The organism is Mesorhizobium sp. P2_F8, assembly GCF_056403655.1.
This window is the reverse complement of sequence record NZ_JBFUFB010000001.1, coordinates 483,636-509,215: the sequence shown is the minus strand read 5'-3', so window position 1 is coordinate 509,215 and position 25,580 is coordinate 483,636. Positions and strand designations below refer to the sequence as shown.

28 protein-coding genes are annotated in these 25,580 nt (G+C 63.8%); 21 read left to right on the top strand and 7 right to left on the bottom strand.

The features are described from left to right. Positions 1 to 182: 182 nt before the first annotated feature. From AC1DZP_RS02450 to AC1DZP_RS02440, 3 genes are all read right to left on the bottom strand, one after another. Positions 183 to 1,178, bottom strand: coding sequence for a tetratricopeptide repeat protein (locus tag AC1DZP_RS02450; RefSeq protein ID WP_477300187.1), 996 nt, complete (start codon positions 1,176 to 1,178; stop codon positions 183 to 185). A 46-nt stretch (positions 1,179 to 1,224) separates the two neighbouring features. Continuing rightward, a complete protein-coding gene (locus AC1DZP_RS02445; protein WP_477300017.1) occupies positions 1,225 to 1,872 on the bottom strand; it encodes a thiamine phosphate synthase in 648 nt (215 codons plus the stop codon). 133 nt (positions 1,873 to 2,005) lie between these two features. Further along, positions 2,006 to 2,911 carry a DMT family transporter gene (locus AC1DZP_RS02440; RefSeq protein WP_477300016.1) on the bottom strand — a complete coding sequence of 302 codons (906 nt, stop codon included), beginning with the start codon at positions 2,909 to 2,911 and terminating at the stop codon, positions 2,006 to 2,008. A gap of 132 nt (positions 2,912 to 3,043) precedes the next feature. Here AC1DZP_RS02440 and AC1DZP_RS02435 point away from each other — a divergent pair, with 132 nt between their 5' ends. Together AC1DZP_RS02435 and AC1DZP_RS02430 are read left to right on the top strand one after the other, a co-directional pair. After that, positions 3,044 to 3,523 carry an Lrp/AsnC family transcriptional regulator gene (locus AC1DZP_RS02435; protein ID WP_477300015.1) on the top strand — a complete coding sequence of 160 codons (480 nt, stop codon included), beginning with the start codon at positions 3,044 to 3,046 and terminating at the stop codon, positions 3,521 to 3,523. Positions 3,524 to 3,635: 112 nt separating this feature from the next. Then, positions 3,636 to 4,406, top strand: coding sequence for a sulfite exporter TauE/SafE family protein (locus AC1DZP_RS02430; protein WP_477300014.1), 771 nt, complete (start codon positions 3,636 to 3,638; stop codon positions 4,404 to 4,406). A 40-nt stretch (positions 4,407 to 4,446) separates the two neighbouring features. Here the strand turns inward: AC1DZP_RS02430 and AC1DZP_RS02425 are convergent, their stop codons facing one another. Next, positions 4,447 to 4,998: a DUF2269 family protein gene (locus AC1DZP_RS02425; RefSeq protein ID WP_477300013.1), complete on the bottom strand. Its 552-nt coding sequence runs from the start codon at positions 4,996 to 4,998 to the stop codon at positions 4,447 to 4,449. Between the two features lie 332 nt (positions 4,999 to 5,330). Between AC1DZP_RS02425 and AC1DZP_RS02420 the strand changes: the two genes are divergently transcribed. The 8 genes from AC1DZP_RS02420 to AC1DZP_RS02385 all read left to right on the top strand — a co-directional run bounded on the left by AC1DZP_RS02420 (position 5,331) and on the right by AC1DZP_RS02385 (position 10,838). Beyond that, positions 5,331 to 5,711, top strand: coding sequence for a hypothetical protein (locus AC1DZP_RS02420; protein WP_457150855.1), 381 nt, complete (start codon positions 5,331 to 5,333; stop codon positions 5,709 to 5,711). A gap of 511 nt (positions 5,712 to 6,222) precedes the next feature. After that, complete coding sequence (rcdA, locus tag AC1DZP_RS02415) at positions 6,223 to 6,756, top strand: protease adaptor protein RcdA (RefSeq protein ID WP_095089536.1); 534 nt, start codon at positions 6,223 to 6,225, stop codon at positions 6,754 to 6,756. Positions 6,757 to 6,830: 74 nt separating this feature from the next. Beyond that, positions 6,831 to 7,340, top strand: a complete 510-nt coding sequence (ruvC, locus tag AC1DZP_RS02410; RefSeq protein WP_477300012.1) for a crossover junction endodeoxyribonuclease RuvC — start codon at positions 6,831 to 6,833, stop codon at positions 7,338 to 7,340. Between the two features lie 56 nt (positions 7,341 to 7,396). Further along, complete coding sequence (locus AC1DZP_RS02405) at positions 7,397 to 7,666, top strand: AbrB/MazE/SpoVT family DNA-binding domain-containing protein (protein ID WP_095089533.1); 270 nt, start codon at positions 7,397 to 7,399, stop codon at positions 7,664 to 7,666. Next, a complete protein-coding gene (locus AC1DZP_RS02400; protein ID WP_477300011.1) occupies positions 7,644 to 8,063 on the top strand; it encodes a type II toxin-antitoxin system VapC family toxin in 420 nt (139 codons plus the stop codon). Before AC1DZP_RS02405 ends, AC1DZP_RS02400 begins: the two co-directional genes overlap by 23 nt. A gap of 27 nt (positions 8,064 to 8,090) precedes the next feature. Then, the gene (gene ruvA / locus AC1DZP_RS02395) at positions 8,091 to 8,711 is read left to right on the top strand and encodes a Holliday junction branch migration protein RuvA (protein WP_095089529.1); all 621 of its coding nucleotides are present in this window, start codon (positions 8,091 to 8,093) and stop codon (positions 8,709 to 8,711) included. 43 nt (positions 8,712 to 8,754) lie between these two features. Then, entirely contained in the window at positions 8,755 to 9,792 is a 1,038-nt protein-coding gene (ruvB, locus tag AC1DZP_RS02390; protein WP_477227687.1) for a Holliday junction branch migration DNA helicase RuvB, read from the top strand. 149 nt (positions 9,793 to 9,941) lie between these two features. Continuing rightward, entirely contained in the window at positions 9,942 to 10,838 is an 897-nt protein-coding gene (locus tag AC1DZP_RS02385) for a metallophosphoesterase (RefSeq protein ID WP_477300010.1), read from the top strand. 4 nt (positions 10,839 to 10,842) lie between these two features. On the opposite strand, the gene AC1DZP_RS02380 is transcribed toward AC1DZP_RS02385, so the two are convergent. Continuing rightward, complete coding sequence (locus tag AC1DZP_RS02380) at positions 10,843 to 12,093, bottom strand: glycoside hydrolase family 5 protein (protein ID WP_477300009.1); 1,251 nt, start codon at positions 12,091 to 12,093, stop codon at positions 10,843 to 10,845. 57 nt (positions 12,094 to 12,150) lie between these two features. Here AC1DZP_RS02380 and ybgC point away from each other — a divergent pair, with 57 nt between their 5' ends. From ybgC to ftsH, 9 genes are all read left to right on the top strand, one after another. Beyond that, positions 12,151 to 12,621 carry a tol-pal system-associated acyl-CoA thioesterase gene (gene ybgC / locus AC1DZP_RS02375; protein ID WP_477300008.1) on the top strand — a complete coding sequence of 157 codons (471 nt, stop codon included), beginning with the start codon at positions 12,151 to 12,153 and terminating at the stop codon, positions 12,619 to 12,621. A 410-nt stretch (positions 12,622 to 13,031) separates the two neighbouring features. Then, positions 13,032 to 13,742 (top strand): protein TolQ, encoded by a 711-nt coding sequence (gene tolQ / locus AC1DZP_RS02370; protein ID WP_095089519.1) that lies wholly within the window; start codon positions 13,032 to 13,034, stop codon positions 13,740 to 13,742. 10 nt (positions 13,743 to 13,752) lie between these two features. Continuing rightward, a complete protein-coding gene (gene tolR / locus AC1DZP_RS02365) occupies positions 13,753 to 14,205 on the top strand; it encodes a protein TolR (RefSeq protein WP_457150860.1) in 453 nt (150 codons plus the stop codon). 7 nt (positions 14,206 to 14,212) lie between these two features. Continuing rightward, entirely contained in the window at positions 14,213 to 15,370 is a 1,158-nt protein-coding gene (locus AC1DZP_RS02360; protein ID WP_477300007.1) for an energy transducer TonB family protein, read from the top strand. 66 nt (positions 15,371 to 15,436) lie between these two features. Beyond that, on the top strand, positions 15,437 to 16,720 hold the full coding sequence (gene tolB, locus AC1DZP_RS02355; protein ID WP_245331229.1) for a Tol-Pal system beta propeller repeat protein TolB: 1,284 nt from the start codon (positions 15,437 to 15,439) through the stop codon (positions 16,718 to 16,720). A gap of 281 nt (positions 16,721 to 17,001) precedes the next feature. Next, positions 17,002 to 17,508, top strand: a complete 507-nt coding sequence (gene pal / locus AC1DZP_RS02350; protein WP_095089511.1) for a peptidoglycan-associated lipoprotein Pal — start codon at positions 17,002 to 17,004, stop codon at positions 17,506 to 17,508. A 224-nt stretch (positions 17,509 to 17,732) separates the two neighbouring features. Next, positions 17,733 to 18,806, top strand: a complete 1,074-nt coding sequence (gene ybgF, locus AC1DZP_RS02345; RefSeq protein WP_477300006.1) for a tol-pal system protein YbgF — start codon at positions 17,733 to 17,735, stop codon at positions 18,804 to 18,806. Positions 18,807 to 18,864: 58 nt separating this feature from the next. Beyond that, on the top strand, positions 18,865 to 20,235 hold the full coding sequence (gene tilS / locus AC1DZP_RS02340) for a tRNA lysidine(34) synthetase TilS (RefSeq protein WP_477300186.1): 1,371 nt from the start codon (positions 18,865 to 18,867) through the stop codon (positions 20,233 to 20,235). A 127-nt stretch (positions 20,236 to 20,362) separates the two neighbouring features. After that, positions 20,363 to 22,291, top strand: coding sequence for an ATP-dependent zinc metalloprotease FtsH (gene ftsH / locus AC1DZP_RS02335; protein WP_095089505.1), 1,929 nt, complete (start codon positions 20,363 to 20,365; stop codon positions 22,289 to 22,291). Between the two features lie 70 nt (positions 22,292 to 22,361). Here the strand turns inward: ftsH and AC1DZP_RS02330 are convergent, their stop codons facing one another. After that, on the bottom strand, positions 22,362 to 22,730 hold the full coding sequence (locus AC1DZP_RS02330; RefSeq protein WP_477300005.1) for a winged helix-turn-helix transcriptional regulator: 369 nt from the start codon (positions 22,728 to 22,730) through the stop codon (positions 22,362 to 22,364). A 184-nt stretch (positions 22,731 to 22,914) separates the two neighbouring features. On the opposite strand from AC1DZP_RS02330, the gene AC1DZP_RS02325 reads away from it, so the two are divergent. Both AC1DZP_RS02325 and AC1DZP_RS02320 read left to right on the top strand, forming a co-directional pair. Continuing rightward, on the top strand, positions 22,915 to 23,679 hold the full coding sequence (locus AC1DZP_RS02325; RefSeq protein ID WP_477300004.1) for an SDR family oxidoreductase: 765 nt from the start codon (positions 22,915 to 22,917) through the stop codon (positions 23,677 to 23,679). Continuing rightward, a complete protein-coding gene (locus AC1DZP_RS02320) occupies positions 23,676 to 24,587 on the top strand; it encodes an NAD(P)-dependent oxidoreductase (protein WP_477300003.1) in 912 nt (303 codons plus the stop codon). The genes AC1DZP_RS02325 and AC1DZP_RS02320 overlap by 4 nt, the downstream gene beginning before the upstream one ends. A 76-nt stretch (positions 24,588 to 24,663) precedes the next feature. Here the strand turns inward: AC1DZP_RS02320 and AC1DZP_RS02315 are convergent, their stop codons facing one another. After that, positions 24,664 to 25,503 carry a hypothetical protein gene (locus tag AC1DZP_RS02315; protein WP_477300002.1) on the bottom strand — a complete coding sequence of 280 codons (840 nt, stop codon included), beginning with the start codon at positions 25,501 to 25,503 and terminating at the stop codon, positions 24,664 to 24,666. Positions 25,504 to 25,580: the final 77 nt, after the last annotated feature.

The window sequence follows — 25,580 nt, the reverse complement described above, 5'->3', positions numbered from 1 at the left end:
TGGAGTTGCTGTGCCGTAGAAGGCAGGGGGCAGGCATTCTGGTTGATAATCGCATCGACTGCATCGGCGACGAGCATCACGCCCTTCGGCAGATGCTGACGGGGTAGATGCATGGGCATGAAGCCGAGCCCGTGACCCCGGCGCACCCTCTCCATCGGCACGGCCGGGTCCTGGATTCCCGATCAGGGCAGGCGGTTCGCCTTCTGCAGCGCCTGCTTGGTCTGGTCGTCGCCCAACCCCTGCAGGAAGTCGTCCATCTGCGGGTCGATGAGACCGGCGCGGCGGGCGACGATGTACCAGGCCGCGGCGAGGACAAGATCCGGATCGGTGCCGATGCCTTGCATATAGAGCTTGGCAAGGCGGTTCTGCGCGGCGACATTGCCGCCCTCCGCCGCTCGCTTCATCCAGCCGAAGGCGGATTTCAGGTCGCGGCCGCCACCGCGTCCCTCGATCATCCAGGCTGCGAGATCGATCTGCGCGGTGTCGTAATTCTGACGCGCAGCCTGCGCCAGCAGGCGCCTTGCCTGCGCGTCGTCGCGCGGCTTGCCGCCGACGCCATTGGCATAGATCTGCGACATTGCATATTGCGCGTCGGCGAGGCCGGTGGCGGCGGCACGCTCATAGTAGGAGACCGCTCTGGCGAGGCCGGCGTCGCCGGGGTCCTGCTGGACCAGCATCTGCGCGAAATTGAACTGCGCCAGCTGGTTGCCGGCTTCGGCGGCTGCCTGCATCAGCGCATAGGCCCCTTTCTCGTCCTTCTTGACGTAGCGGCCATCGAGCAGCATCAGCGCGTACTGGAACTGCGATTCCGGCACGCCCTGCTCGGCAGCAAGCGCGTACCATTTCGCCGCTTCCGCGGCATTGAGCGGTACTCCCAGCCCGCGCGACAGGATCTCGGCGACCAGCGTCTGCGCCGCAGGGTCGCCGTTTTGCGCGCGGATCAACGCGAGATTGTAGGCCGTCTTGTAGAGACCACGTTGGAAAGCGCCATAGGCGGCGTCGGCAGGCTTTGCGCCGAAGCGATCGGGGTTGATGGCATCGGCCGAGGGCAGCGGCGCCGGCTCGGCCGTGGTGGCGGGTTGCGGCAGCGGCTTGTCGATCGGCTTGTCCGTATGCACGCCGGCTTCCGGCTTGGGCTGTGGCAGCGGGATGTTCTCCGCGGCCGCTGCCTGGACCATGAGCACCGCAAGCAGAGCCTGGATGGGAAGCGTCGCCGAAGGCACGTCAGTCCTCGAAGCGCGGCGCGGTCTCGTCGAGCAGCGCGTTGGCGCTGGCGACCGCTGTCCTGGGGTCGGTGCCGTCGGCGAACACGGCGCTCGACAGTGCCACGAATTCGGCGCCGGTGGCGCCCACCGCTTCCACCGAGGCGATGTCGGATCCGGCCATGACGATGCAAGGGATCTGGATCATGTCGGCCCACCATTTGCCGAGCGACAGGTTGCGCGGGTGCGGTTCGGGCTTGTTGTCGTAGCCGAAGCGGCCGAAGAAGATGTAGTCGGGCCGTGTCTCGCCAAGCTCGAGCGCGTCGTCACGTGTCTTGGCGCCGCCGGCACCGACCATCATCTTTGCCTGGAAATGTTCGATCGTCTCGGCGAGTTCGGCCTTGGGGACCTCGACATGGATACCGTCGGCCTGCACGCGACCGGCTATGCGGGTATCGCCGGCGATGACGACAGCGACGCCCGCGGCCTGCGCGGCCGGCACGATCTGTTCGGCGAAAGCCTGGAAGGAGGCCTCGTCCATGCCGTTCTCCGGCAGGATCAGCGAGGCGACGTCGCCGCCTTCGAATGCCGCGGCGATACGGGCCGCCGGCACGCCGGGCGGCGCGATCAGCACGATGCGACAGCGGTTGGGGGGCGTTGCGTCATTCATGGTTCTTCGATCCCGCGTTTCGCCTATGCCGGGCGAAGATGGTTGGATTGCGGCATAGAGCAAAGTGCCCGCTTTGAACAGGCGGGCAGCCGGGATCGCGATTGTGACCCGCCGGGCCGCCGGCGGGCCTGCCTCACTTGATCGGGTGCGGGCTCGCGACGGGCGCCTTCGACTTCCACAGCGTCCAGCCGAGATTCATGCCGGCGGCGGCGATCAGGATGGCGGTGGCGCCGACAATCTGGCTCAGATGCAGCCGATGGCCGAAGGCCACGACATCGACCAGGATCGCCACCACCGGGTATATGAAGGACAGCGACCCCTGCAGATGCGTCGGCAGCTTCTGGATGGCGCCGTACATCAGGATGTACATCAGGCCAGTGTGGACGATGCCGAGCGTCGCCAGCATGGCCCAACTCCACGCATCGGCGGGAAGCTGGGAAAGATTGGCGAAGGGCGCCAGCATGACGACGCCGACGCAGACCTGGATCAGCGCGATCAGGTGCGGGGGCGTGCCCTTGAGCTTCTTGGTGACGATGGCGGCGACGGCCCAGAAGAAAGCCGCGCCCAACGCCATGACGATGCCGGTAAAGTAATCCGTGCCGACATCGCCGGCATCGGGGGCGGCCTGCACGATCAGCACCATGCCGGCGAAGGCGATGGCCAGCCAGATCAGCTTGGTCAGGGTTAGCCGCTCGGCGAAGAACAGCGCGCCGAAGCCGACCAGCATGAAGGGCTGCGTGTTGTAGACCGCGGTGGCGATCGAGATCGACGCGCGGGAGAAAGCACTAAAGAGCAGCAGCCAGTTGACGACGATGGCGACGCCGCCGAGCGCGGCGAAGCCGATGATGCGCAGCGACAAGCCGTTGCGCAGCAACCCCAGCCCTGCGCAGATGACAAGGAGCGTCAGGGCGCCGAACGCGCAACGCCAGAACACCACGTCCATGATCGGCTGGCCGGACATGACGACGAACCATCCGATCGTCCCCAGGATCGCCATTGCGGCGGACATTTCGACCGTACCGCGCACTGTATCGTTCACGACAAACCTCCGAACCCGTTGAGCCGGTATAATCTCATGCGGCAACGAAGCTTTCCATCTGATGAGGAAGGTAGTATAGACGATTGACCTAATTATATTAGGCATCGCCTCCAAATTTGCGGGAAATGTAAAATGCTTGACGACCTCGACCGGCGCCTCCTCGAAATTCTTATCAAGGACGCGCGGACCTCGCTGAAGGAATTGGCTGCCCAAGTTGGGCTGTCATCGCCGAGCGTCTCGGAACGGCTTCGACGGCTCGAGGAACGCGGCGTCATCCGGGCGTTCACCGTCGAGATCGATCCGCTGGCGCTAGGCTATACGTTGCAGGCCATCGTGCGCATCCGGCCTTTGCCGGGCAAGCTGCACATCGTCCAGAAGCTGATCGAGGAGATCCCCGAATTTGGCGAATGCGACAAGGTGACGGGCGATGACTGCTTCGTCGCCCGGCTGTTCGTGCGCTCGATCGGCGATCTCGACGGAATTCTCGACCGCATCGCCGACAAGGCTGAGACGAGCACCGCCATCATCAAGGCGCAGCCGATCCGGCGGCGGCCGCCACCTCTCGACGCAACCGCCCCGCGTGACAGGGCAAAGATCTTGCAGGTTTCCTGATCGACGCCGGGTGAAACGCCGGCGGTCGGTGCGGTATATTTGCTGTCGCTCCGCTGGGGAATCTGGGCTATTCAGGCGTCGATACGCTTTCCCTCCAGCCCAGCCCCTCCCCATGTCAGGCCTGCTTCTCGAACCGTGGTTCTACGCGGCCGCCATTCCGGCGGTCATTCTGGTCGGCCTGTCCAAGGGCGGCTTCGGCGGCGCCGTTGGTTTCGTCGGCGTACCCTTGATGGCGCTGACCATGTCGCCGGTGCAGGCGGCGGCGATCCTCCTGCCGATCCTGTGCCTGATGGACATCGTGTCGGTGTGGACATGGTGGGGTGTCTACGACCGCAAGATGCTGGTCGACATGATGCCGGGCGCGGTCGTCGGCATCGGACTCGGCTGGCTGACGGCAGCACTGGTCACCGAGGAGGCGGTACGGCTGATCGTCGGCGCCGTCGCCATCATCTTCGTCCTGCGCTGGCTCTATCTGCAGTTTCGCCATGGCGCCGACCACGCGGTCGCTCCGAATCGCATGGCTGCCGCCATCTGGGGAACGGTCGCAGGCTTCACCAGCTTCGTCGCCCATGTCGGCGGCCCGCCGTTCCAGGTCTATGCCTTGCCGATCCGGCTCGACCCCAAGATTCTGTCGGGCACCGCGGCGATCTTCTTTGCCGCAACCAATGCGCTGAAGCTCATTCCCTATTTCGCGCTCGGCCAGTTCGACACCGCCAATCTGACGGCGTCGGCGGTGCTGATGCCGCTGGCGCCGCTCTCGACCGTCGCCGGCGCCTGGCTGGTGCGGCGCATGCGCCCGGAAACCTTCTATCCCTTCACCTACGCTACCGTGGCGGTGGTGGCGCTAAAGCTGCTGTGGGACGGCATCGCCGGCCTGATGTAGAGGGGGCGGTCGTGCAGCCGCCCGCATCATCTCGGGGGTGTCAGGCGGCGCTCGGCACGAGGCGACGGTCCACGCCAAGGGCCAGTGTGGCGCCGACCACGACGACCAGCACCATGCCAGCAAGAATGCCGATGTCATGCACAGTCGGCTTGAGCACCATGTCGGCGATGACTACCAGCATCACTGCGTAGTCGAAGCGTGCGGCGCTCATCATGCGCTGGCCGATGGCCAGAACAGCAGGCGTGATACCATCCTTGGCGATCATCACTCCCATGCGCTCGCCCGTTGGCTTGAAGATGAACATGCCGATCGAAAAGGTCGTCGCGTAGCCGACCAGACCGATGATGATCCATAGATCCGAGAAGCCAACCCAGAAACTGCACATGATGAGGCCGAAGATCAGGGTCAGCATCGACATCGGCGCGAAGAAACGGCCACCCAACTGCCCGCTGGCGCGCATCGCCTGCAACTTGTCCTCAATGTTGCCGGCGCGCTCGGCAAGCACGCCGAGGAGGAACAACACGAAGCCGCCTCCGACCCATAAAATGGCCGTGACGACATGGAGGAATTTTACGATCGAGTACCAGTCCATGGTTGCTCCTGGAGTGTTCTGGAGGGGATGCGGCAGGGGGCGATTTGCGCCGGCCGTCAGAGGAGCGAGCGTTTAGCGCCGCGCCCGTTTCGGAACGATGTCGCGAAAAGGCCGGTTCTGTTTCCGCCTGCCGCCAGCACACGCAGCCACTGAGATGGCGAATGCGCTGCCTGGTTTTCTGCTATTGGGAGAAGTGTCGGGAGGGGTTGGCGCGACATCGTCTGGAAACAGTGCCGATGCTAGTGCGCCAATGCCGGGAGCCCGGTGGCGACAAGATTCGCCTGACAATCAACCCATTCCCGCACACGGGAAGAGGCATTCGAGGGGACATTATGCAAGGGGTAGCACGGAATTTCTTCACGCTGGCCATCATCTATTCGCTGTGCGGGATGGCACTCGGCCTGCACATGGCGATCAGCCAGGACCATAGCCAGATGCCGACCCACGCCCACACGATGGTGGCCGGATGGCTGATGTCGGCGGTCTTCGCCTTCTTCTACCATCTATTTCCGGCAGTCGGACAAAAGATGCTCGCCACCATCCATTTCTGGCTGACGGCAATCAGCGGCATCGGCCTGTTGATCGGTCTCTATTTCCTGCTTGCCGGCAATGCCGCGATCGAACCGCTGGTCGGGATTTCTTCGATGGGCTTCTACGCGGCCATGCTGCTGTTTGCCTTCATCGCCTTGCCGGCCGTCTGGAAGAAAGCCTGAGCCGAGGGCCTGTCCGGAAACTCTACTCTGGCGGCCATCTGATGGGGTTTTCTGCGCCTCCGGTGCTCACGGACCAAATGTCCGCTCCGCTCCGGTTCTCGAAACCACCGCCATGTGACTCGCCAGAGCGAAAACGGACTCTGGAGGTGAGGTTCGGGCTGTGCTGTACGGCACAGGACAGCGGCGTTGGATCAAAAAACACGCGCGCCGTTAAGGCTTCATTAAGCTTTACAGGTGTTTACTATGTCCATCCAGTGATCTGGATTCTTACCGAGTGGTTGGAGCCACTTTGTTTGACGCCTCCCTGTTAAACTCCTGAGAGCCGCCTTATCCGCGGCTCTTTTTTTGTCTGGATTCCGGGGCGTCCGATGTCGGCTCGCCGTTAACCTTCTGTTAAACATGTGCTTGCCATCGCGGGTGACGAAGCGCATTTTGAAGCTTCAGTCATATAGGCTGCCGGGTGTATCGGCAGTAAGCCGAATCAGCCGGCTGTAGGTGCAGGGGCGTAGCAATGAACGAGCCTTCGACGGGCAGTGCGAAAACCGTCAAGCTGGCGGAGCGCCGGGTTTTCACGCAATCCTTCAAGCCGCTTTACCAGGAAGGTATGGGCCTGGTCGAACAGGCGGCGGAGTATCTCGACGGCAAGGGCCGGGCCGAGGCAAAGAAATTGTCCAGGCTGGGGGCCACGCTCTATGCGGCCGAATCGATGCGGCTGACCACAAGGCTGATGCAGGTTGCCTCGTGGCTGCTTTTGCAGCGCGCCGCGAATTCCGGTGAGATGACCCGCGACCAGGTTGCGTCTGAGAAGTCCAAGGTGCGCCTTGACACCGCTTCCGCCCATGACGAAGCCGCGGGCTGGGCCGAACTGCCCGAGGATTTCCTCGACCTCGTCACCCGCTCGCTGCGCCTGCAGGCGCTGGTGCGCCGCATGGACGAGGAGATCTACGGCTCCGACGCCGTGGTCGACATGCAACCGGCGGCCCGCCGCCCCAATCCGGTTTCCGACCAGATCAGCCTGCTGAACACGGCTTTCGCTCGCGGCTAAACCTGGGCGGCCATTCGTTTCCGGTTTGTTCACATTTCGCTGGCATCGCTGTCCGTCGGAGGTAGACTGACAGCATGGGGGAAGCGATTCGCATCATCGGTATCGATCCGGGGCTCAGGCGCACCGGTTGGGGCATCGTCGAGAGCCTCGGCAATTCGCTGCGCTTCGTTGCCTCAGGCACCGTGCGCTCCGACGACAAGGCGGCACTGGCGATGCGGCTCTGCCAATTGCATGACGGGCTCGCCGAAATCCTGCACACCGCCATGCCGCACGAGGCAGCGGTCGAACAGACCTTCGTCAACAAGGACGCGGTGGCGACACTGAAGCTCGGCCAGGCGCGTGGCATCGCCATGCTGGTGCCGGCGCGCGCTGGTCTCGTCGTCGCCGAATATGCGCCCAACGCCGTCAAGAAGGCGGTGATCGGTGTCGGCCATGGCGACAAGAAACAGATCCACATGATGGTGAAGGTGCTTTTGCCAAAGGCCACCTTCGATACCGAACACGCCGCCGACGCTCTCGCCATCGCCATCTGCCATGCGCATCACCGCCAAAGCGTCGCCTATCGGATGGCGCTCGCCGGGTAGCAGTGTTCTTGACTTGTTCCCGTGCCTGCGATAGGTAATACTTCTGAGGTATTACCATGCGCGTGACCACCAAGGGGCAAGTCACAATCCCCAAACAGATAAGAGACCATCTGGGGATCGGCCCGGGCTCCGAGGTGGAGTTCGTGGCCACCGACGAGGGCGCTCGTCTTGTCGCCGTCAACGAAAACCTGTCCGAGGAAGAGGCATCCCGCAGGTTCAGTGATGTGCTTGACCGGATGGAGGGGACCCTGGATCTGGGAGGCATGACGACCGACGAGTACATGGACTGGCTGAGGGGGCCGCGTGAAGATCTCGACGTTGATTGACACAAATGTCCTGATCGACGTCTGGGGACCGGCCGGACCGCTGAAAAAATGGTCGGCATCGGCGATTGCGTCATGCCGCCGCGATGGGGCCTTGGTGATCAATACGATCATCTGGTCTGAGCTCGCGCCGCTCATAGCGACAGAGACAGCGCTTCGAAAAGCAGTGGACATGCTCGAGATGGATCGCGAGTTCCTGCCCTGGGATGCGGCATTCCTTGCGGGCGTCACGCATTCCCGCTATCGCCGTGCGGATGGGGTTCGTGAGCGGACGTTGCCAGACTTTTTCATTGGAGCCCATGCGACTGTTGCCGGACATCGTCTGCTGACCCGCGACGCTGCTCGCTACCGCAGTTTTTTCCCGGATCTCGACATCATCTCTCCTGAAACGCACCCATGAGGCCCCATCTTCCATGAAAGATCTGGCATGATCGGCAAACTCAAGGGCACGCTCGACGAGATCGACGAGGATCATTGCCTCGTCGACATCCATGGTGTCGGCTATGTCGCCTATTGCTCGGCGCGCACGCTGGCCGCGCTGCCGGCGCCGGGCGAAGCGGTGGTGCTGTTCATCGAGACCTATGTGCGCGAGGACATGCTGCGGCTCTACGGCTTCCAGTCGCAACTGGAGCGCGAATGGTTCAGGCTGCTGATGAACAATGTGCCAGGCGTCGGCGCCAAGGTGGCGCTGGCCATCCTGTCGACACTGGCGCCGGCCGATCTCGCCAACGCCATTGCGCTGCGCGACATCGCCATGGTCTCTCGTGCGCCTGGCGTCGGCAAGAAGGTGGCCGAGCGCATCGTTACCGAGTTGAAGAACAAGGCGCCGGCCTATGCGGGCACCGCCTCGGGCACCATCGGCTTGAAGCAGGAACTCGGCGAAGGCGTTGCTCCGGCGCCGATCACCGACGCCGTCTCGGCGCTGGTCAATCTCGGCTATTCGCGCGACACAGCCGCCAATGCGGTGGCGGCGGCGCTCAAGACAGCGGGCGAGGATGCCGATGCACCGAAGCTGATCCGTTTCGGCCTGAAGGAACTGGCGCGGTGAGGCGTCGCTTGTTCAGGTCCTTGCCGCGTGCAAGGAAGGTGCCATGAGCCTGTCACCCCGTCTCATTACGCCCGAAAAACGCGGCGAGGATGCCGAGCAGACCTTGCGGCCGCAGACGCTTGACGATTTCGTCGGCCAGGCGGCGGTGCGGGCCAATCTCAAAGTGTTCATCGAGGCCGCCAAGGGCCGCAACGAAGCGCTCGACCATGTGCTGTTCGTCGGGCCCCCGGGTCTCGGCAAGACGACGCTGGCGCAGATCATGGCGCGCGAGCTCGGCGTCAATTTCCGCTCGACCTCCGGCCCGGTCATCGCCAAGGCCGGCGATCTCGCGGCCCTGCTCACCAATCTCGAAGAAGGCGACGTGCTGTTCATCGACGAGATCCACCGGCTGAGCCCGGCGGTGGAGGAAATCCTCTATCCGGCAATGGAGGATTTCCAGCTCGACCTGATCATCGGCGAGGGACCGGCGGCGCGCTCGGTCAAGATCGACCTTGCTCGCTTTACGCTGGTCGCCGCCACCACGCGGCTTGGCCTGCTGACCAACCCGCTGCGCGACCGTTTCGGCATTCCGGTGCGGCTCAATTTCTATACGGTCGATGAACTGGAACAGATCGTCCGGCGTGGCGCCCGCATCCTGCAAATGCCGCTCGGCGACGATGGCGCGCTGGAGATCGCGCGGCGCGCACGCGGTACGCCCCGCATTGCCGGACGGCTGCTGCGCCGGGTGCGCGATTTCGCCTCGGTCGCCGGCGATGGCCATGTCGATCGCCAGATTGCCGATGAGGCGCTCACCCGGCTGGAGGTCGACGCGCTCGGCCTCGACGCCCTCGACCGCCGGTATCTGTCGATGATCGCCCGCAATTTCGGCGGTGGCCCGGTCGGCATCGAGACGATCGCAGCCGGCCTGTCCGAGCCGCGCGACGCCATCGAGGACATCATCGAGCCCTATCTGATCCAGCAGGGTTTTATCCAGCGCACGCCTCGCGGCCGGATGCTGACGGCCAACGCCTGGCGGCATCTCGGGCTGGATGCGCCGAAGGATCTGGCGCAGCAGCAGATCAACCTGTTCCAGGAAGAGTAGCGGTCCGGGCGATTGGACTGGGATCGGCGATCAAGGATCCGTGACCGTCCTTGCGCAAAGTCTCCTCAGCTTCGCCGGTTTGCCGGCGCAATCGTGGACTTTAACGCGGCCTTGGCGACTGTCGCCGCGATTTTGTCCCGGAGCCGAGCATGATAACCAGGCGCGGGTTCCTGCGCTTCGTCGGCGGGTCGTTTCTGTCGGTCGCCGCGCTCAGCGCCTATGCGGTCGGCATCGAGCCGATGCTGCTGACGCATGTGAAGCGCTATGCGTTGACGCCGCCGCATTGGCCGGCGGGATTGAAACTGCGCATCGTCGCGCTCGCCGACATCCATGCCTGCCGACCGTGGATGACACCGGAGCGGATCGCTTCGCTTGTCGAAGACGCGAATGCGCAGCAAGCGGACCTGATCGTCCTACTTGGCGACTACATCGCCGGCATGCCCCTGGTGACGGGGCCGGTTACGCCGTCGCAATGGGCATCGGCGCTGTCGGGTCTCAAGGCGCCGCTCGGCGTGCTGTCGATCCTTGGCAATCACGACTGGTGGGGCGATGGCTTCGCGCAGCGGGCCGGCGCCGGCCCGACCATTGCACGTAAAGCCTTGGAGAAAGTCGGCATTCCGGTCCTGGAGAACGATGTCATGCGCCTGGACAAGGACGGGCATGGTGTCTGGATCGCCGGGCTCGCCGATCAGCTGGCCCTGCTGCCGACCAGGGCTCGCGCCGGCTTCAAGGGGCTTGACGATCTTGACGGCACGCTGGCCAAGGTCAGCGATGTCTCGCCGGTCATCCTGCTCGCGCATGAGCCCGATATTTTTCCCACCGTACCGTCGCGGGTGTCGCTGACCCTGTCGGGCCACACCCATGGCGGACAGGTACGGCTGTTCGGCTACTCGCCGGTCGTGCCGTCGCGGTTCGGCAATCGCTATGCCTATGGCCATGTCGTCGAGAACGACCGCAATCTGATCGTCTCGGGCGGGCTTGGCTTCAGCATTGTGCCGGTGCGTTTCGGGATGCGCCCTGAAATCCTGTCGATCGACCTTGGCTGAGCGGTCAATGCAGGGCGCGGATCACATCCATCACCTCAGGCTCGGCTCTGTCGCCGTTGAAGGCATCCACGATGCCGAAGGCGCCGCCATAGCTCCACACCGACCATGAGAAGCCGTGCGCTTCGGCTCGTGCGATCATGTCCCTGACATAGGCGGCGCGGTACGCGGCCGGCATCACAAAGGCGTTGCCATATTCCTGGCGGATCATGCCGAACTCGCCCAGCGTGACGTTCTGCGGCTGGACGCCGTTGGCCTTCGCCCACGCCTCGACTTGTCTGAATGGCGCATCCATCAGGCCGAGCAGCTTGTCGGGGCTGTCCATACCGGCGACCTGTTCGTCGAGATAGGCAAGCAGGCCGCTCTGCCGTGTCCACGGCGCCTCGGCCTTGATCCGCGCGCGGATGGTGTCGAGCGTCACCTCGAGCTGTGCCTGCGGCACCGCGGTCAGCGGATAGGGCAGGCCTGTCACATAGGGGATGAAGTCGCCGGCCCAGGTCGCGCCCTGATGGGTGAGCAGGAACGGATCGTAGGAGTGGAAGGTCCAGATGACATTGTCGTCAGGGATCGTCTTGGGATCGATCTTCTCGAGTGAAGTCGCGGCCGAATAACAGGCGCCGGTCAGCACCAGGGTCAGTTTCGTCGCCGAGGAGCGCGCTGCCGCGAACAGCTTCTGCTGGCGCTCCGGCCAGAGGCTGGTGCCGTCGCTGTCGCAGTCGACGATCGGCTCGTTCATCGGCTCGAAGGCGACCTTTTCGGGATCTTCGCTGGCCAGCGTGCGGGCCATCTCGCGCACCATGTCGACATAAGCGTCGAAGGTCCGCGGGTCATCCATCACTTGGCTCATGCCGATCTTGCGGCTGCCGCCGGCCGGGATCAGGTGCATGTCGACGATCACCTTCAAGCCGGCGCGGTTGATCATGCGCACAGAGTCCAGCACGCTGGCATAGAGGTCGTCGCGCAAGGCCACGGTCTGGCCGGACAGGAAAGGTGACGGATCGACCGGCATGCGCAGGAAATCGAAGCCCGCATCCTTGAGCGCCTCGAGGTCGTCATCCCGAAGGAATTTGCGCCATTCCGGATAGGGCAGGATCGCCTTGGCATCGCCCCACCGGTCCTCGCCCGGCCACGTCGTCCACTGGTCGAGATTGAGGCCGCGCTTCATCGAGAAGGTGGCCGCTTGGCCAGGCAGCGACAGAGCCACCAGCATGAACAGCGCCGCCATCAAGGTCTTGATCATCGCCGTCAACAGTGCCATCCGATGCTATGTCGCGCGGAAAACACGTGCCCGGTCGGGACTGAAAAAGGAAGCGCAATGGACGATCATGGTGAATCGGCGGCGTTGCTGGCAGGGCTTTCCGGCGCGTTGACGGAGTTCGGCCACCGGCTGATGGCGCGCGTCTATTACGCCGACACCGATTTCTCCGGCGTCGTCTACCATGCGCGCTATCTCGAATTCTTCGAACGCGGCCGCTCCGACTATCTCAGGCTGACCGGCGTGCATCACACCGAACTCGCCGACGGCAAGCATGGCGAGAAGATCGTCTGGGTGGTGCGTCGCATGGAGATCAATTTTCGCGGCCCCGCCCGCATCGACGACATCCTGACGATCGAGACCCGCACCGAGGACATTTCCGGTGCGCGCATCTTCATGGCGCAGCAGCTCAAACGCGGCGACGAGGTGCTGGTCGAGGCCAAGGTCGAAGCGGCGATCATCGGCGAGAATGGCAGGCCAAGGCGCTTTCCCCGGGAATGGGTGGCGGCATTCATGCCACGGGTACGCTGATATTCAGGTGATGCCGGCCTGCAAACGGCGGTTTCCTACGCTTCCGGTGCTCACGTACTTCAAGTACGCTCCGCTCCGGTTCTCGGAAACCACCGTTTTCGGCTCGGTCTGACTCGGTCTGACCTGAATCTCAGCACACCCTGGTCCAGGCATCGAAGCGACGGCATTGCGATGGCGGGACGCGGCAATGCGCCGCGCCTTATGGACTAACCCATCCTTAACCATAACGGTTCATGAAGAGATTGGTGAAGTTTGGCGCTATCGAGCGCCTTCCTTTCACCAATATTTGCCCTGAAAAGGCCACCAACGGCACGGTTTGGGGTTGTTCCGGTAGCTGCGTGCGAACCGACCACAAGGGATGCCAGGGGCCAGCCGCCAGCTTCGCCCGGAAAATCTTAAGGACGATAACGATGGAAAATATCGCACTCGCCGAACCGGGCGCGCAATTGTCGATTTGGGCGCTGTTCATGCAGGCCAGCTGGGTGGTCAAGCTGGTCATGATCGGTTTGCTCTGCGCTTCGGTCTGGACCTGGGCAATCATCGTCGACAAGTTGGTTGCCTATGCCCGCATGCGGCTGTCACTCAACCGCTTCGAGCAGGTGTTCTGGTCCGGGCAGTCACTGGAGGAACTTTACCGCACGCTCGCCGACCGCAAGACCACCGGCATGGGCGCCATTTTCGTGGCGGCGATGCGCGAGTGGAAGAAAAGCTTCGAGAAGGGCGCCAAGTCCCCGCTCGGCCTGCAGACCCGCATCGACAAGGCGATGGACCTGGCGCTGACCCGCGAGATGGAAAAGCTGGAGGGGCGCCTCGGCTTCCTCGCCACCACCGGCTCAGCGGCACCCTTCATCGGCCTGTTCGGCACGGTCATCGGCATCATGACCTCGTTCCAGGCGATCGCCGGCTCCAAGAACACCAGTCTCGCGGTGGTCGCGCCCGGCATTGCCGAAGCGCTGCTGGCGACGGCCATCGGCCTGCTCGCCGCCATCCCCGCCGTCATCGCCTACAACAAACTGTCGTCCGACGCGAGCAAGATAGCGGTGCGCATGGAAGGGTTCTCCGACGAGTTCTCCGCCATACTCTCGCGCCAAATCGATGAAAAAGTGGCCCCCAAGGCCTGAGGAGTAACTGATGGGTATGTCCGTTGGCATGGGAGGACGCGGTGGGCGCGGCCACAGGCGGCGCGGCCGTCACCATGCACTGATGTCTGAGATCAACGTCACACCGATGGTCGACGTGATGCTGGTGCTGCTGATCATCTTCATGGTCGCGGCACCGATGCTGACGGTCGGCGTGCCGATCGACCTGCCGGACACGCAGGCCAAGGCGATGAACGCCGACACGCAGCCGATCACCGTCTCGATCAACGCCGCCGGCCAGATCTATCTGCAGGAAACCGAGATCCCGATCGAGGAACTGGTGGCCAAGCTGCAGGCGATCTCGAAGACCGGCTATGAAGAGCGCATCTTCATCCGTGGCGACAAGACCACCGACTATGGCACGGCGATGAAGGTGATGGCCCGCATTTCGGCCGCTGGCTACAAGAATATCGGCCTGGTTTCACTGCAGGAACAGGATCAATAGACGCGAGATGAAGACCGGCCTCACCACATCGGTGATCTTGCATACGGCGGTGCTGGCCTTCGGTCTGTTCACGCTGTCGGCGCCGGCTGCACTCCCGTCCGCCGATGTCGAGTCGGTCGCGGTCGACATCGTGCCGATGGAAGCTATTGCGCAGACGTTGCAGGGCGACAAGAAGGCCGTGATGCATGAAAAGCCGGCCCCTGTGCCGACCCAGCGCCCGGACATCGTGCCGGTATCGCAGAAGGTCGGCGAGAACAGCGTCGACACCGACAAGCCGGTAACGCCGGAGGCCAAGCCGAAGCCGGTGGACATGACTTCGGCTCCGCCGCCGGCGCCGACCCCGGTCGAAAAGCCGAAGCCCGAGGACGTGCCCAAGCCGCAGGAAAAGCCGAAGCCCATTCCGGCAACGGAAGTGGCGCCGGCGCCGACGCCCAAGGAAGAGGTGAAGCCCGAGCCTGTCAAGCAGGCGGACCCCAAGCCGACACCGGCCAAGCCGGCGCCGACCCCGCCGCCGCAGGACAAGACCGCTGCCATCGATCCGACGCCCGAGGTCAAGCCTGACGCAGTCGCCGAAGCCATAGCCAAGGATCCGCCCACCGAAGAGACGCAGCTGCCGAACTCGGCGCCCGCGCCGGAAGCGCGGCCGAAGCCGCAGCCGGCGCAGGCCGAAAGCGCCAAGGCGCCGGAGCGCAAGGATGCCGACAAGCCGGTCAAGGAAGCCTCGTCGAAGCCGAAGTCCGAAGACAAGCAATTCAACGCCGACGAAATCTCGGCTCTCCTCGACAAGCAGAAGCCGTCCGGCGGCGGCGCCAAGCGCTCGACCCAGCAGGCCTCGCTCGGCGGCGACAAGGATCAGGGCCAGAAGCTGTCGAAATCGGAAATGGGCGCCCTTGAGAGCCAGCTCGGCGGCTGCTGGACCCTTCCGGTTGGCCTTGAAGGTTCGGAAAACTTCGTCGTCGTCGTCCGCTTCAACCTGGACGCCTCCGGCAAGCTGGATGGCCGCCCGAATGTCGAAAAGTCGAGCGGAAACCGCCAGTTCGACGAAAGTGCCGTTCGCGCCGTGCAGAAATGCGATGTCACCGGCCTGCAGGTCCCCGCGGGCAAGCAGGACATCTGGGCCGACGTCCGCGTCACCTTCGATCCAAGGGAGATGCTGGGCCTGTAGGCCCGAGTATCCGAAAATCAGTACGAGAAGCGAGAAGACATGAAATCAATCCTCAAGCCGCTCCTGATGATCGCAGCTATGGCGATGGGCATGACTGCTGCCGGCACGTTGCCGGCCCTGGCGCTCGTCGAGCTCAACGTCAACAAGGGCAATGTCGAACCGCTGCCGATCGCCATCACCGACTTCCAGGGCGGCGACGCGCTTGGCGCCCAGATCTCCGAAATCGTCACCGCCGATCTGAAGCGCTCGGGACTGTTCGCGCCGATCGACAAGAGTGCCTTTATCGAGAAGATCTCCAATCCGGATGCAGCACCGCGCTTCGACGACTGGAAAGTGATCAATGCGCAGGCGCTGGTCACCGGCAGCGTCGGCAAGGAGGCTGACGGCCGCATTCGCGCCCAGTACCGGCTGTGGGACACCTTTGCCGGCCAGCAGATGTCCGGCGAGCAGTTCTTCGCCAACGATGCCAATACGAGGCGCGTCGCCCACATCATCGCCGACGCGATCTACGAACGCCTGACCGGCGAGAAGGGTTATTTCGACACCCGCGTCGTCTTCATCGACGAATCCGGCGCCAAGAATGCGCGCAAGAAGCGCCTCGCCATCATGGATCAGGACGGCGCCAACGTCCGCTATCTCTCCGACGGCAAGTCGATCGTGCTGACGCCGCGCTTCTCGCCGAACCGCCAGGAAATCACCTACATGTCCTATGAAAGCGGTCAGCCGCGGGTCTACCTGCTGCAGATCGAGACCGGCCAGCGCGAACTGGTCGGCAATTTTCCCGGCATGACCTTTGCGCCGCGCTTTTCGCCCGACGGCCAGAAGGTGATCATGAGCCTGCTGCGCGACGACGGCAATTCCAACATCTTCGCCATGGACTTGCGGAGCCGTTCGACGACGCGGTTGACCAATTCGACCGCCATCGACACCTCGCCGTCCTATTCGCCCGACGGCAGCCAGGTGGTGTTCACCTCCGATCGGGGCGGGCGCGCGCAGATCTATGTGATGGGCGCCGATGGCTCGGGCCAGAACCGCATCTCCTTCGGCGACGGCGTCTATTCGACGCCGGTGTGGTCGCCGCGCGGCGACCTCATCGCCTTCACCAAACAGACAGGCGGCGAATTCCAGATCGGCGTCATGAAGACCGATGGCTCGGGCGAGCGAATCCTGTCGTCCGGTTTCCAGCAGGAAGGGCCGACCTGGGCGCCGAACGGTCGCGTGCTGATGTTCTTCCGGGATTCCGCCGGTGGACCGAAGCTGGTCTCCGTCGACCTCACCGGCCGCAACGAACAGTCGATCCCGACGACGAATTTTGCTTCGGATCCGGCCTGGTCGCCCTTGCTCGAATAGACCAGGCTGGGTTTTCGGTCGAGCATCCGCTCGCTTCGTTGCAACTTGGCAACAATACCTCAAAAGCCCCATTTCGGGGCTTTTTTCACGCCAAGGTCGCGTTTTGGCCGCATTTCCGCCTACGGTCCGCACGCATTGTGGCGCTCTGTTCCCCTCGGGACGAGACAGCTGCGGACGGGCAGCCTAAACCAATTTTTAACCGTGTTTCTTGAATGCCGGTTAACCCAAACGTGGTTACTGGGTGATCAACGAAATCACTCGAAATGCGAAGGAGAGGCGGCATGGGCCGTATCGCAGCACTTACCAGAAACCCGGTCATGATCGCGTTGGTGGCGATGCTCGCCATCGCCGGTTGCGCCTCGAAGAAGACGCCTAACAATGCCGCCGACCTTGGCCTCAACGGCGCCGGCGCGGCAACGCCCGGCTCGGCGAAGGACTTTACCGTCAACATCGGCGACCGCATCTTCTTCGATACGGACTCGACCTCGATCCGTGCCGATGCGCAGACGACGCTTTCGCGCCAGGCGCAGTGGCTGAACCAGTACAAGCAGTATGCCATCGTCATCGAAGGCCATGCCGACGAACGCGGCACGCGCGAGTACAATCTGGCGCTCGGCGCCCGCCGCGCCGCCGCCACCCGCGACTTCCTCGTCGCCAAGGGCGTTTCGGCGAGCCGGTTGAAGACGATTTCCTACGGCAAGGAGCGTCCGGTCGCGGTGTGCGACGACATCTCCTGCTGGTCGCAGAACCGCCGCGCGGTCACCACGCTCAGCGGCGCGGGTTCCTGAGCCTTCGTGCTGCCGACCGGAGCGTCAAGGAGGCGCGACGGTCTAGCGGCAGAAATGCCACACACCTATGCGAAAGGCGGCCCCAGGGCCGCCTTTTTCATATCCGGATGCCCGAAACAAAATTTGGCCGAAGTCTCGGCTCCTGCTATGAGCCGAGGGCGCTTGGCTGGTCCCACTCTGATTGGAAGGCGCGAACAAGCTAACGAAATCACGGCGAGAGGCACATGCATTTGAGATCGGTTCTAAGCGGCACCCTTGCGCTGTTGCTCCTATCAGGCGTCACCGCCCTGGCGGGCACAGGGCAATCGACCGACAGCGGCTTTTCCTTCCATCTGCCCAGCATCGAATTGCCCGGCATTTTCGGCCAGAAGAAGAAACCGGATCAGGTCCAGCTGGTGCAGTCCGACGGTACCGCCGTGACCGGGCTGGAAGAGCAACTGCGGCAGATGAACGGCAAGATCGAGGAACTCAATTTCCAGGTCCTGCAGATGCAGGAGCAGATCCGCAAGCAGCAGGAAGACAACGAGTTCCGCTTCCAGCAGCTTGAAGGCGGCACGCAAGGCGGGCAGCCGCCGGCACAGAAGAAATCGGACGCCACCACCACGACGGATAGCAACACCGATGTGGCAGCGGCTCCGGCAACGCAGGCGCCGGCCGATGCGGGCACCGCGCCCGCCGCCGGCCAGGAGGTCATCGTCGAATCGCCCACTGGCGACCCCGGCAAGGTGATTCCCGGAACGGGAGCGCCGGAAAAGACTTTCGGCACCATCACCGTCGACAAGAACGGCAATGTCATCGATGCCGGCGGCAGCACCCAGGCGACCGCGCCGGTGCAGGACACCGCGCCAGCCAGCGGCGCTCCGGCCAAGGCCGGCAAGTCCGACGGCACGGTGGTGGCGGCATTGCCCGCCACCAACGACCCCGAGGAACTCTACCGCAACTCCTATCAGTTCATCCTCTCGGGCGACTACAGCACCGCCGAGCAGGGTTTTCGCGATCATATCTCCCGCTTCCCCAAGGATGCGAAGGCGGCGGATGCGCATTACTGGCTTGGCGAGTCCTTGCTCGGCCAGCAGAAATATCGCGACGCGGCCGAGACTTTCCTTTCCGCCAGCAAGGACTATCCCAAGGCCAAGAAAGCTCCCGACATGTTGCTGAAGCTCGGCGTTTCGCTGGTCGGCCTGAAGCAGCATGACGTGGCCTGCGCCACCTTCAGCGAGATCGGCAAGCGCTACCCCGACATCTCCGGCGCGCTCAAGGAACGCGTCAAGCAGGAAAAGGCGCTGGCGGCGTGCTGATCCTTTCCGTGCATGTCGTTGCCCCGAAACCGGGACCATCTTTGGGCGACATGCATTGATGCTCGATATCGAGCCTGACCTCTCGAAGAGCCTTTTTTCGCATATCGATTTTACCAGCGGCGCCGTGGCGGCCGTGTCCGGCGGCAGCGACTCGACCGCCCTGCTCCTCCTTCTCAAACACCATCTCGATCGCACTGCGCCGGCAACGAAGCTGCTGGCAGTGACGATCGACCACGATTTGCGGCCCGGTTCGGCAGCGGAAGCGCAGGGGATGGCGAGGCTGTGCGCCAAGCACGCCATTGCGCATCGCATCCTGACATGGTCCGGCCCCAAGCCATCGACCGGTCTGCCCGCCGCGGCCCGGGAAGCGCGTTACCGGCTGCTGGCCGAGGCGGCACTGGCGCAAGGCATCGGCCTGATCCTGACCGGCCATACCGCCGACGACCAGGCGGAAACGGTGTTGATGCGGCAGGTCCGTGATGAGGGCCGGGGCCATGCCGACACGGGAGGTCGCGGGCTTGCCGGCATGGCGCCGGCCACCTTGTATGACTGGCGCAGCTGGATCGTGCGGCCGCTTCTCGGCACGCGCCGCGCGGCCTTGCGCAACGTCCTGCGACGTCAACATGTCGACTGGGCCGACGACCCGACCAATGTCGACGAGGCGTTCGAGCGACCGCGCCTGCGCGCGACGCTAGCCGACGAGAACGGCATGCGGCGCATCGACGATGCGCTGGCGCTGGCCGCGCATGAGGGCAACGCGCGCTGGCAGCTTGGCCTGGCTGCCGCGGACCTGATCCGCCGTTTCGCGACCCAGCCGGCGGCGGGGCTCATTCGTCTTGATCCTGGCTTGCTGACCGCCGGGGAGGAGCATGCGGCCGTCTACGCACTGCGCCTTCTGCTGGCCACGACCGGCGGGATTGCCTTTCTGCCGGACCAGGCCCGCAGCGAGGCGCTGTTTGGCCGGCTGAAGGCCGGATTTCTTTGCGCCACATTGTCGCGGACGGTGGTCGATTCCCGGCGCGCCGGCATTTTCCTGCGCCGCGAGGCGCGCGGCCTGCCGCCCGCCGCCGCAGTCACCGAGGGCACCCTCTGGGATGGCCGCCGGCGCATCACATTGAACGACAGCAGCGGCGCATTGTTGATCGCCCCGTTCGGCGCAGCAGCAAAGCGGCCGCCGATCGGCGAGGGGCAATCCCCGCCAAGCCTGATGCGCGCCGCGCTCGCCGCCGAGCCGGCGCTATGGCGAGCCGGTGAATGCTTGGGTTTGCCGGGGAGCATCCGGGCCCCTGCTGTGGTCGAGGTACGGCCGGCCGTTGCCCCCTTTGCCCGCTTCCTGCCGTCCTTCGACCTGGCACCGGCGCGGGCCGTCGCCAGGCTGATTGGCGCGGCCCCGCTTCCCGCCTTGCCTTTCAGTGGCCACAGTGCCTGACGATGTTGGGCGAAAGCTTAACCCAGACCTGCTGTTCTGCTTGGCAAGGGGAGGCGCTCTCCCTATGTTAGGCGCAAGTTTCCTCTCATGACGTGTGTCCGACGCGCGGACGCCAACGGGACAATTGATGAATCCGAACTATCGCAACCTCGCGCTCTGGGCGATCATAGCGGTCTTGCTCATCGCCCTGTTCAATCTGTTCCAGACGCCGCAGACGCGAGGGGCTTCCAGCGATGTGCCTTATTCGCAGTTCCTGCAGGACGTCGCGGCCGGCCGGGTCAAGACGGTGACCATTGCGGGCGCTCGCATCACCGGCACCTACACCGACAATGCCAGCGGCTTCCAGACGTATTCGCCCGGCGATCCGTCGCTGGTCTCGCGGCTGCAGGACAAGAACGTCACCATCAATGCGCGGCCTGAGAGCGACGGTTCCAATTCGCTGTTCGGCTATCTGATCTCGTGGCTGCCGATGATCCTCATCCTCGGCGTCTGGATATTCTTCATGCGCCAGATGCAGTCCGGCTCCGGACGAGCCATGGGCTTCGGCAAGTCGAAGGCCAAGCTTTTGACCGAGGCGCATGGCCGCGTCACCTTCCAGGACGTTGCCGGCGTCGATGAAGCCAAGGAAGATCTGGAAGAGATCGTCGAGTTCCTGCGCGATCCACAGAAGTTCCAGCGGCTCGGCGGCAAGATTCCGCGCGGCGTGCTGCTTGTCGGCCCTCCTGGAACCGGCAAGACGCTGCTCGCCCGCTCGGTTGCCGGCGAAGCCAATGTGCCGTTCTTCACCATCTCCGGTTCGGACTTCGTCGAGATGTTCGTCGGCGTCGGCGCCAGCCGCGTCCGCGACATGTTCGACCAGGCCAAGAAGAACGCGCCCTGCATCATCTTCATCGACGAAATCGATGCCGTCGGCCGCCATCGCGGCGCCGGTCTCGGCGGCGGCAATGACGAGCGCGAGCAGACGCTGAACCAGCTGCTGGTCGAGATGGACGGCTTCGAGTCCAACGAAAGCATCATCCTGATCGCCGCCACCAACCGGCCCGACGTGCTCGACCCGGCGCTGCTGCGGCCGGGCCGCTTCGACCGCCAGGTGGTGGTGCCGAACCCCGACATCGTCGGCCGCGAGAAGATCCTCAAGGTGCATGTGCGCAACGTGCCTCTGGCACCCAATGTCGACCTCAAGGTCGTCGCTCGCGGTACGCCGGGCTTCTCCGGCGCCGACCTGATGAACCTCGTCAATGAATCGGCGCTGATGGCCGCGCGGCGCAACAAGCGCCTGGTGACCATGGCCGAGTTCGAGGACGCCAAGGACAAGATCATGATGGGCGCCGAGCGGCGTTCGTCGGCGATGACCCAGGCCGAAAAGGCGCTGACCGCCTATCACGAGGCCGGCCACGCCATCCTGGCGCTCAACGTGCCGTCGGCCGATCCGCTGCACAAGGCCACCATCATCCCGCGTGGCCGGGCGCTCGGCATGGTCATGCAGTTGCCGGAAGGCGACCGCTACTCGATGAGCTACAAATACATGATCTCGCGGCTCGCCATCATGATGGGCGGCCGTGTCGCCGAGGAGTTCAAGTTCGGCAAGGAAAACATCACCTCGGGCGCTTCCTCGGACATCGAGCAGGCGACCAAGCTGGCGCGCGCCATGGTCACGCGCTGGGGCTTTTCCGACAAGCTCGGCCACGTCGCCTATGGCGACAACCAGGAGGAAGTGTTCCTCGGCCATTCGGTGGCGCGTACGCAGAACGTCTCGGAAGAGACCGCGCAGATCATCGACGCTGAAGTGCGCCGCCTGATCGACGAGGCCTATTCGACGGCAAAATCCATCCTGACCAAGAAGAAGAAGGAATGGATCGCGCTGGCGGAAGGGCTGCTCGAATACGAGACGCTGTCGGGCGAAGAGATCAAGCAGTTGATCGCCGGGCAGAAGCCTTCGCGCGACCTTGGCGACGACACGCCGCCCAGCCGTGGCTCGGCGGTGCCGAAGTCCGGCGGCCGGCGCAAGAAGGGGCCGGAGCCCGAAGGTGGCATGGAACCGCAGCCGTCAAGCTGACAGGGGCCACTGATTTCAGAGAAACAAACGCCGCGGCTTCAATCCGCGGCGTTTTGCTGTTCGGCGTTGGTCACAGGCCGTGCGGCGCGAGCGCGCTTGCCTTGCCGTGGCCTTGCCCGTCGGACCGGCCGGCATGTTGCTTGCCCCATCTGGCGAGCGGTATCAGCGCATTGTCCAGCTCGATGCCGAATTCGGTGATCGAGTATTCGACCCGGGGCGGAACTTCGGGGAAGACCTCGCGGTGGACGATGCCGTCGGCCTCCATTTCGCGCAGCTGCTGGATCAACATCTTTTCACTGATGTCAGGCACCAGCCGCTTCAGTTCACCGAAGCGCGCCGGCGCCTTGTGGATCTGCCAGAGCAGCAAAGCTTTCCATTTGCCGCCGATCACCTCCAGCGCCGGTCCCAATCCGCAACTATCTGGCTGTTTCTTTCCCATATTTCATCCAATTCTGAGCAATCGGTGGGTGGCTTACATTTTTGTCGGTACTTGAGAAAACCCAAGCCGGTCCATAACTTCAAAACAGATCGCCGGCACCGGCAAACAGCACAACAACATATCGGTACCTTGCTTCGGCCTGCAAAGGCCGTCGGTGGTCGAATTTTGGCGAAAAGGATGGATCATGACACGATACGCAAGCAAGAAGGCCGTGGTGATCGGCGGAACGCACGGCATTGGGCTTGCCGTGGCGGAGGCGCTGGTCGAAGGCGGCGCCAACGTGCTGGTCACCGGCCGCGATCACCGCAACATCGAAGCCGCCCGCACGAAGTTGTTTTCGCGCGCCCATGTCGTGCAGTCGGACATCGGCGACATGGCCGATATCGTCACGCTCGGGGCGGAAGTAGGACAGAAGCTCGGCCAGATCGACTTCCTCCACATCAATGCCGGGGTTGCCAATCTCGAACCGGTGGAGCGGGTCACCGAGGACAGCTACGACCGCATCTTCAGCGTCAACACGAAAGGCGCCTTCTTCACCGCACAGCGCCTGCTGCCGCTGATCAACGATGGTGGTGCGATCGTCTTCACCTCGTCGATCGCAGATGAATCCGGCAACGGCGGAATGAGCGTCTATTCCGGGTCGAAGGCAGCACTTCGCGCTTTCGCCAAGGTCCTCGCCGCCGAGCTCCTGCCGCGCCGGATCCGCGTGAATGTGGTCAGCCCCGGCTTCATCGATACGCCGACAATGGGCGTGGCGAGCGCTTCCGCCGAGGAGCGGGCGGCCTTCATGGCGATCGGCGACGCGGTCACACCGATGAAGCGTCACGGCACCATCGATGAGGTGGCGCGTGCGGTGCTGTTCCTGGCTTTCGACGCAACCTTCACCACAGGGGCGCGGCTGACCGTCGATGGCGGCCTTGGCCAGGACCTGAGCCCCTTGCCGGCGTGACCTGGCAAACCCGAACCACGGAGAGACACAAGATGAGCGATATGACTGTAATCGGCCTTGGCGCCATGGGCACGGCTCTCACCGAGGCCTTTCTCGACAAAGGCCATGTGGTGACAGTGTGGAACCGTTCTCAAGCAAAGGCGCACGCTTTGGCGGCCAAGGGCGCTGTCGTGGCTGCCAGCGTCGAGGACGCTGTCAGGTCGAGCCCGCTGATCGTGGTCTGCCTTCTGGTCTACGACACGGTCCACGAGGCCCTTGCTCCCGCGCGGGAAGCGCTGTCTGGCCGCACACTGGTCAATCTCACCAACGGCACGCCCGAGCAGGCGCGGGCGATGTCGCAGTGGGCCCTCACGCACGGCGCCAATTATGTCGATGGCGGCATCATGGCGGTGCCGCCGATGATCGGCGGGCGGCACGCCCTGATCCTCTATAGCGGCTCCAGGCAGGGGTTCGACATGCACTCGGGACAACTCGATGCGCTGGGAACCAGCAAATATCTCGGCGAGGATGCCGGCCTGGCACCGCTCCACGATATCGCGCTGCTGGCGGGCATGTATGGCCTGTTCGGGGGTGTGATGCAGGCGCTGGCGCTGACGGGTTCGGCAGGAATTCCAGCCGGCGAATTCATGCCGCTGCTGATGTCATGGCTGCAGGCGATGCAAGGTGGGTTGCCGAAATGGGCCGAGCAGATCGACGCCGGCGACCACACCAGCAATGTCGCCTCCAATCTCGGCATGCAGGCCGAGGCCTATGTCAATCTGATCGACGCCAGCAAGGCGGCGGGCATCGGCACCGAACTCATGCTGCCGATGCAAGGCCTGATGAAGCGCGGCGTGGCGGCCGGCAAGGCCAACGCCGATCTCACCAGCCTGGTCGAGCTTCTGCGGTCAGCGAAACAGGTCGATTGAGACTGCTTGAAGGCAACAAAAAGGCCCGCGAAGCTGACGCCTCGCGGGCCTTTGTGTTTGTCTGGCTATGCGGCGCTCAGGTCTTCAGCTTGGCGTTGCAGAGGCTGTAGAAGCCGCCGCCCTTCTGGATCCACTTGAGGCCGCCAAGCGCGTTTGCGTCCTTGAGGGCATAGTACTGGTCGAGACAGGTATGCATGCGGCCCTTTCCGGGGGTCTCGCTGGCGTATTTCGGCGAGATCGCCGACGGGAAAGTGACGCCCTTCGGCGCAGCCGTCGTCGGCTTTGCCGGCTCTTTGGTGTAGTTTGCCTCACTCGGAGCCGGCACCGTGTCGTCATCCGACGCGGCGGCACCGCATTCGGTCTTGCGGAAGTCGTTCCACTTCATGCCTTTCAGCGTGTTGGCCGTCTTGGCAGCCTGATACTTGGTGCTGCATTCAGCCATGGTCAGACCCTTGCTGTCGGCGGGAGCCGCGGCAGCCTTGGTGGTTGCCGGCTTGGTGTCGGCGGCGGCAGACGCGCCGGCGGCGCATTCGGCCTTGCGGAAGTCGTTCCACTTCATGCCGTTCAGCGTGCCGGCAGCCTTCGCCGCCTGGTACTTGGCGCTGCATTCCTTGGCCGTCAGACCCTTGGCGGTGCTGTCTGTTGCCGCGGCGGTGGTCGTTTTGGCTGCCTTGGCCGGCTTCGTTTCAGCTGCCTTCTTGGTGTCGGCTGGCTTGGTATCGGTGGTCGCGGCGGCATCGGGGCCGCACTGCGCCTTGCGGAACTGGTTCCAGGTCGCCCCGGCGAGTGTCCCCGCGTCCTTGGCGGCGTTATACTTCGTGCTGCACTCGGCCATCGTCAGCGCGTTGGCTGGCGAAGCCAGGAACAAGGTCGCGACGGCGAGGCCGGTCAAAGTGGCAAGTCGGTGGATGAGCATAGCGTTTCTCCGTTGCAGCAGCCCATGATATGTCCCTGCAAATCAATAACGCTCAACGGTCGGTTGCGCCAGATGCT

What these genes read in the sequence shown, in the direction of transcription:
- rcdA (WP_095089536.1), top strand. Translation starts at nt 6,223, where the DNA reads ATGAACGAGCCTTCGACGGGCAGTGCGAAAACCGTCAAGCTGGCGGAG.
- AC1DZP_RS02360 (WP_477300007.1), top strand. Translation starts at nt 14,213, where the DNA reads ATGAAGACCGGCCTCACCACATCGGTGATCTTGCATACGGCGGTGCTG.
- AC1DZP_RS02450 (WP_477300187.1), bottom strand. Translation starts at nt 1,178, where the DNA reads ATGGTCCAGGCAGCGGCCGCGGAGAACATCCCGCTGCCACAGCCCAAG.
- AC1DZP_RS02330 (WP_477300005.1), bottom strand. Translation starts at nt 22,730, where the DNA reads ATGGGAAAGAAACAGCCAGATAGTTGCGGATTGGGACCGGCGCTGGAG.
- pal (WP_095089511.1), top strand. Translation starts at nt 17,002, where the DNA reads ATGGGCCGTATCGCAGCACTTACCAGAAACCCGGTCATGATCGCGTTG.
- AC1DZP_RS02425 (WP_477300013.1), bottom strand. Translation starts at nt 4,998, where the DNA reads ATGGACTGGTACTCGATCGTAAAATTCCTCCATGTCGTCACGGCCATT.
- AC1DZP_RS02445 (WP_477300017.1), bottom strand. Translation starts at nt 1,872, where the DNA reads ATGAATGACGCAACGCCCCCCAACCGCTGTCGCATCGTGCTGATCGCG.
- AC1DZP_RS02325 (WP_477300004.1), top strand. Translation starts at nt 22,915, where the DNA reads ATGACACGATACGCAAGCAAGAAGGCCGTGGTGATCGGCGGAACGCAC.
- AC1DZP_RS02420 (WP_457150855.1), top strand. Translation starts at nt 5,331, where the DNA reads ATGCAAGGGGTAGCACGGAATTTCTTCACGCTGGCCATCATCTATTCG.
- ybgC (WP_477300008.1), top strand. Translation starts at nt 12,151, where the DNA reads ATGGACGATCATGGTGAATCGGCGGCGTTGCTGGCAGGGCTTTCCGGC.
- tolR (WP_457150860.1), top strand. Translation starts at nt 13,753, where the DNA reads ATGGGTATGTCCGTTGGCATGGGAGGACGCGGTGGGCGCGGCCACAGG.
- AC1DZP_RS02385 (WP_477300010.1), top strand. Translation starts at nt 9,942, where the DNA reads ATGATAACCAGGCGCGGGTTCCTGCGCTTCGTCGGCGGGTCGTTTCTG.
- ruvA (WP_095089529.1), top strand. Translation starts at nt 8,091, where the DNA reads ATGATCGGCAAACTCAAGGGCACGCTCGACGAGATCGACGAGGATCAT.
- AC1DZP_RS02405 (WP_095089533.1), top strand. Translation starts at nt 7,397, where the DNA reads ATGCGCGTGACCACCAAGGGGCAAGTCACAATCCCCAAACAGATAAGA.
- ruvB (WP_477227687.1), top strand. Translation starts at nt 8,755, where the DNA reads ATGAGCCTGTCACCCCGTCTCATTACGCCCGAAAAACGCGGCGAGGAT.
- ftsH (WP_095089505.1), top strand. Translation starts at nt 20,363, where the DNA reads ATGAATCCGAACTATCGCAACCTCGCGCTCTGGGCGATCATAGCGGTC.
- AC1DZP_RS02430 (WP_477300014.1), top strand. Translation starts at nt 3,636, where the DNA reads ATGTCAGGCCTGCTTCTCGAACCGTGGTTCTACGCGGCCGCCATTCCG.
- ybgF (WP_477300006.1), top strand. Translation starts at nt 17,733, where the DNA reads ATGCATTTGAGATCGGTTCTAAGCGGCACCCTTGCGCTGTTGCTCCTA.
- tolB (WP_245331229.1), top strand. Translation starts at nt 15,437, where the DNA reads ATGATCGCAGCTATGGCGATGGGCATGACTGCTGCCGGCACGTTGCCG.
- AC1DZP_RS02380 (WP_477300009.1), bottom strand. Translation starts at nt 12,093, where the DNA reads ATGGCACTGTTGACGGCGATGATCAAGACCTTGATGGCGGCGCTGTTC.
- tolQ (WP_095089519.1), top strand. Translation starts at nt 13,032, where the DNA reads ATGGAAAATATCGCACTCGCCGAACCGGGCGCGCAATTGTCGATTTGG.
- ruvC (WP_477300012.1), top strand. Translation starts at nt 6,831, where the DNA reads ATGGGGGAAGCGATTCGCATCATCGGTATCGATCCGGGGCTCAGGCGC.
- AC1DZP_RS02435 (WP_477300015.1), top strand. Translation starts at nt 3,044, where the DNA reads ATGCTTGACGACCTCGACCGGCGCCTCCTCGAAATTCTTATCAAGGAC.
- AC1DZP_RS02315 (WP_477300002.1), bottom strand. Translation starts at nt 25,503, where the DNA reads ATGCTCATCCACCGACTTGCCACTTTGACCGGCCTCGCCGTCGCGACC.
- tilS (WP_477300186.1), top strand. Translation starts at nt 18,865, where the DNA reads ATGCTCGATATCGAGCCTGACCTCTCGAAGAGCCTTTTTTCGCATATC.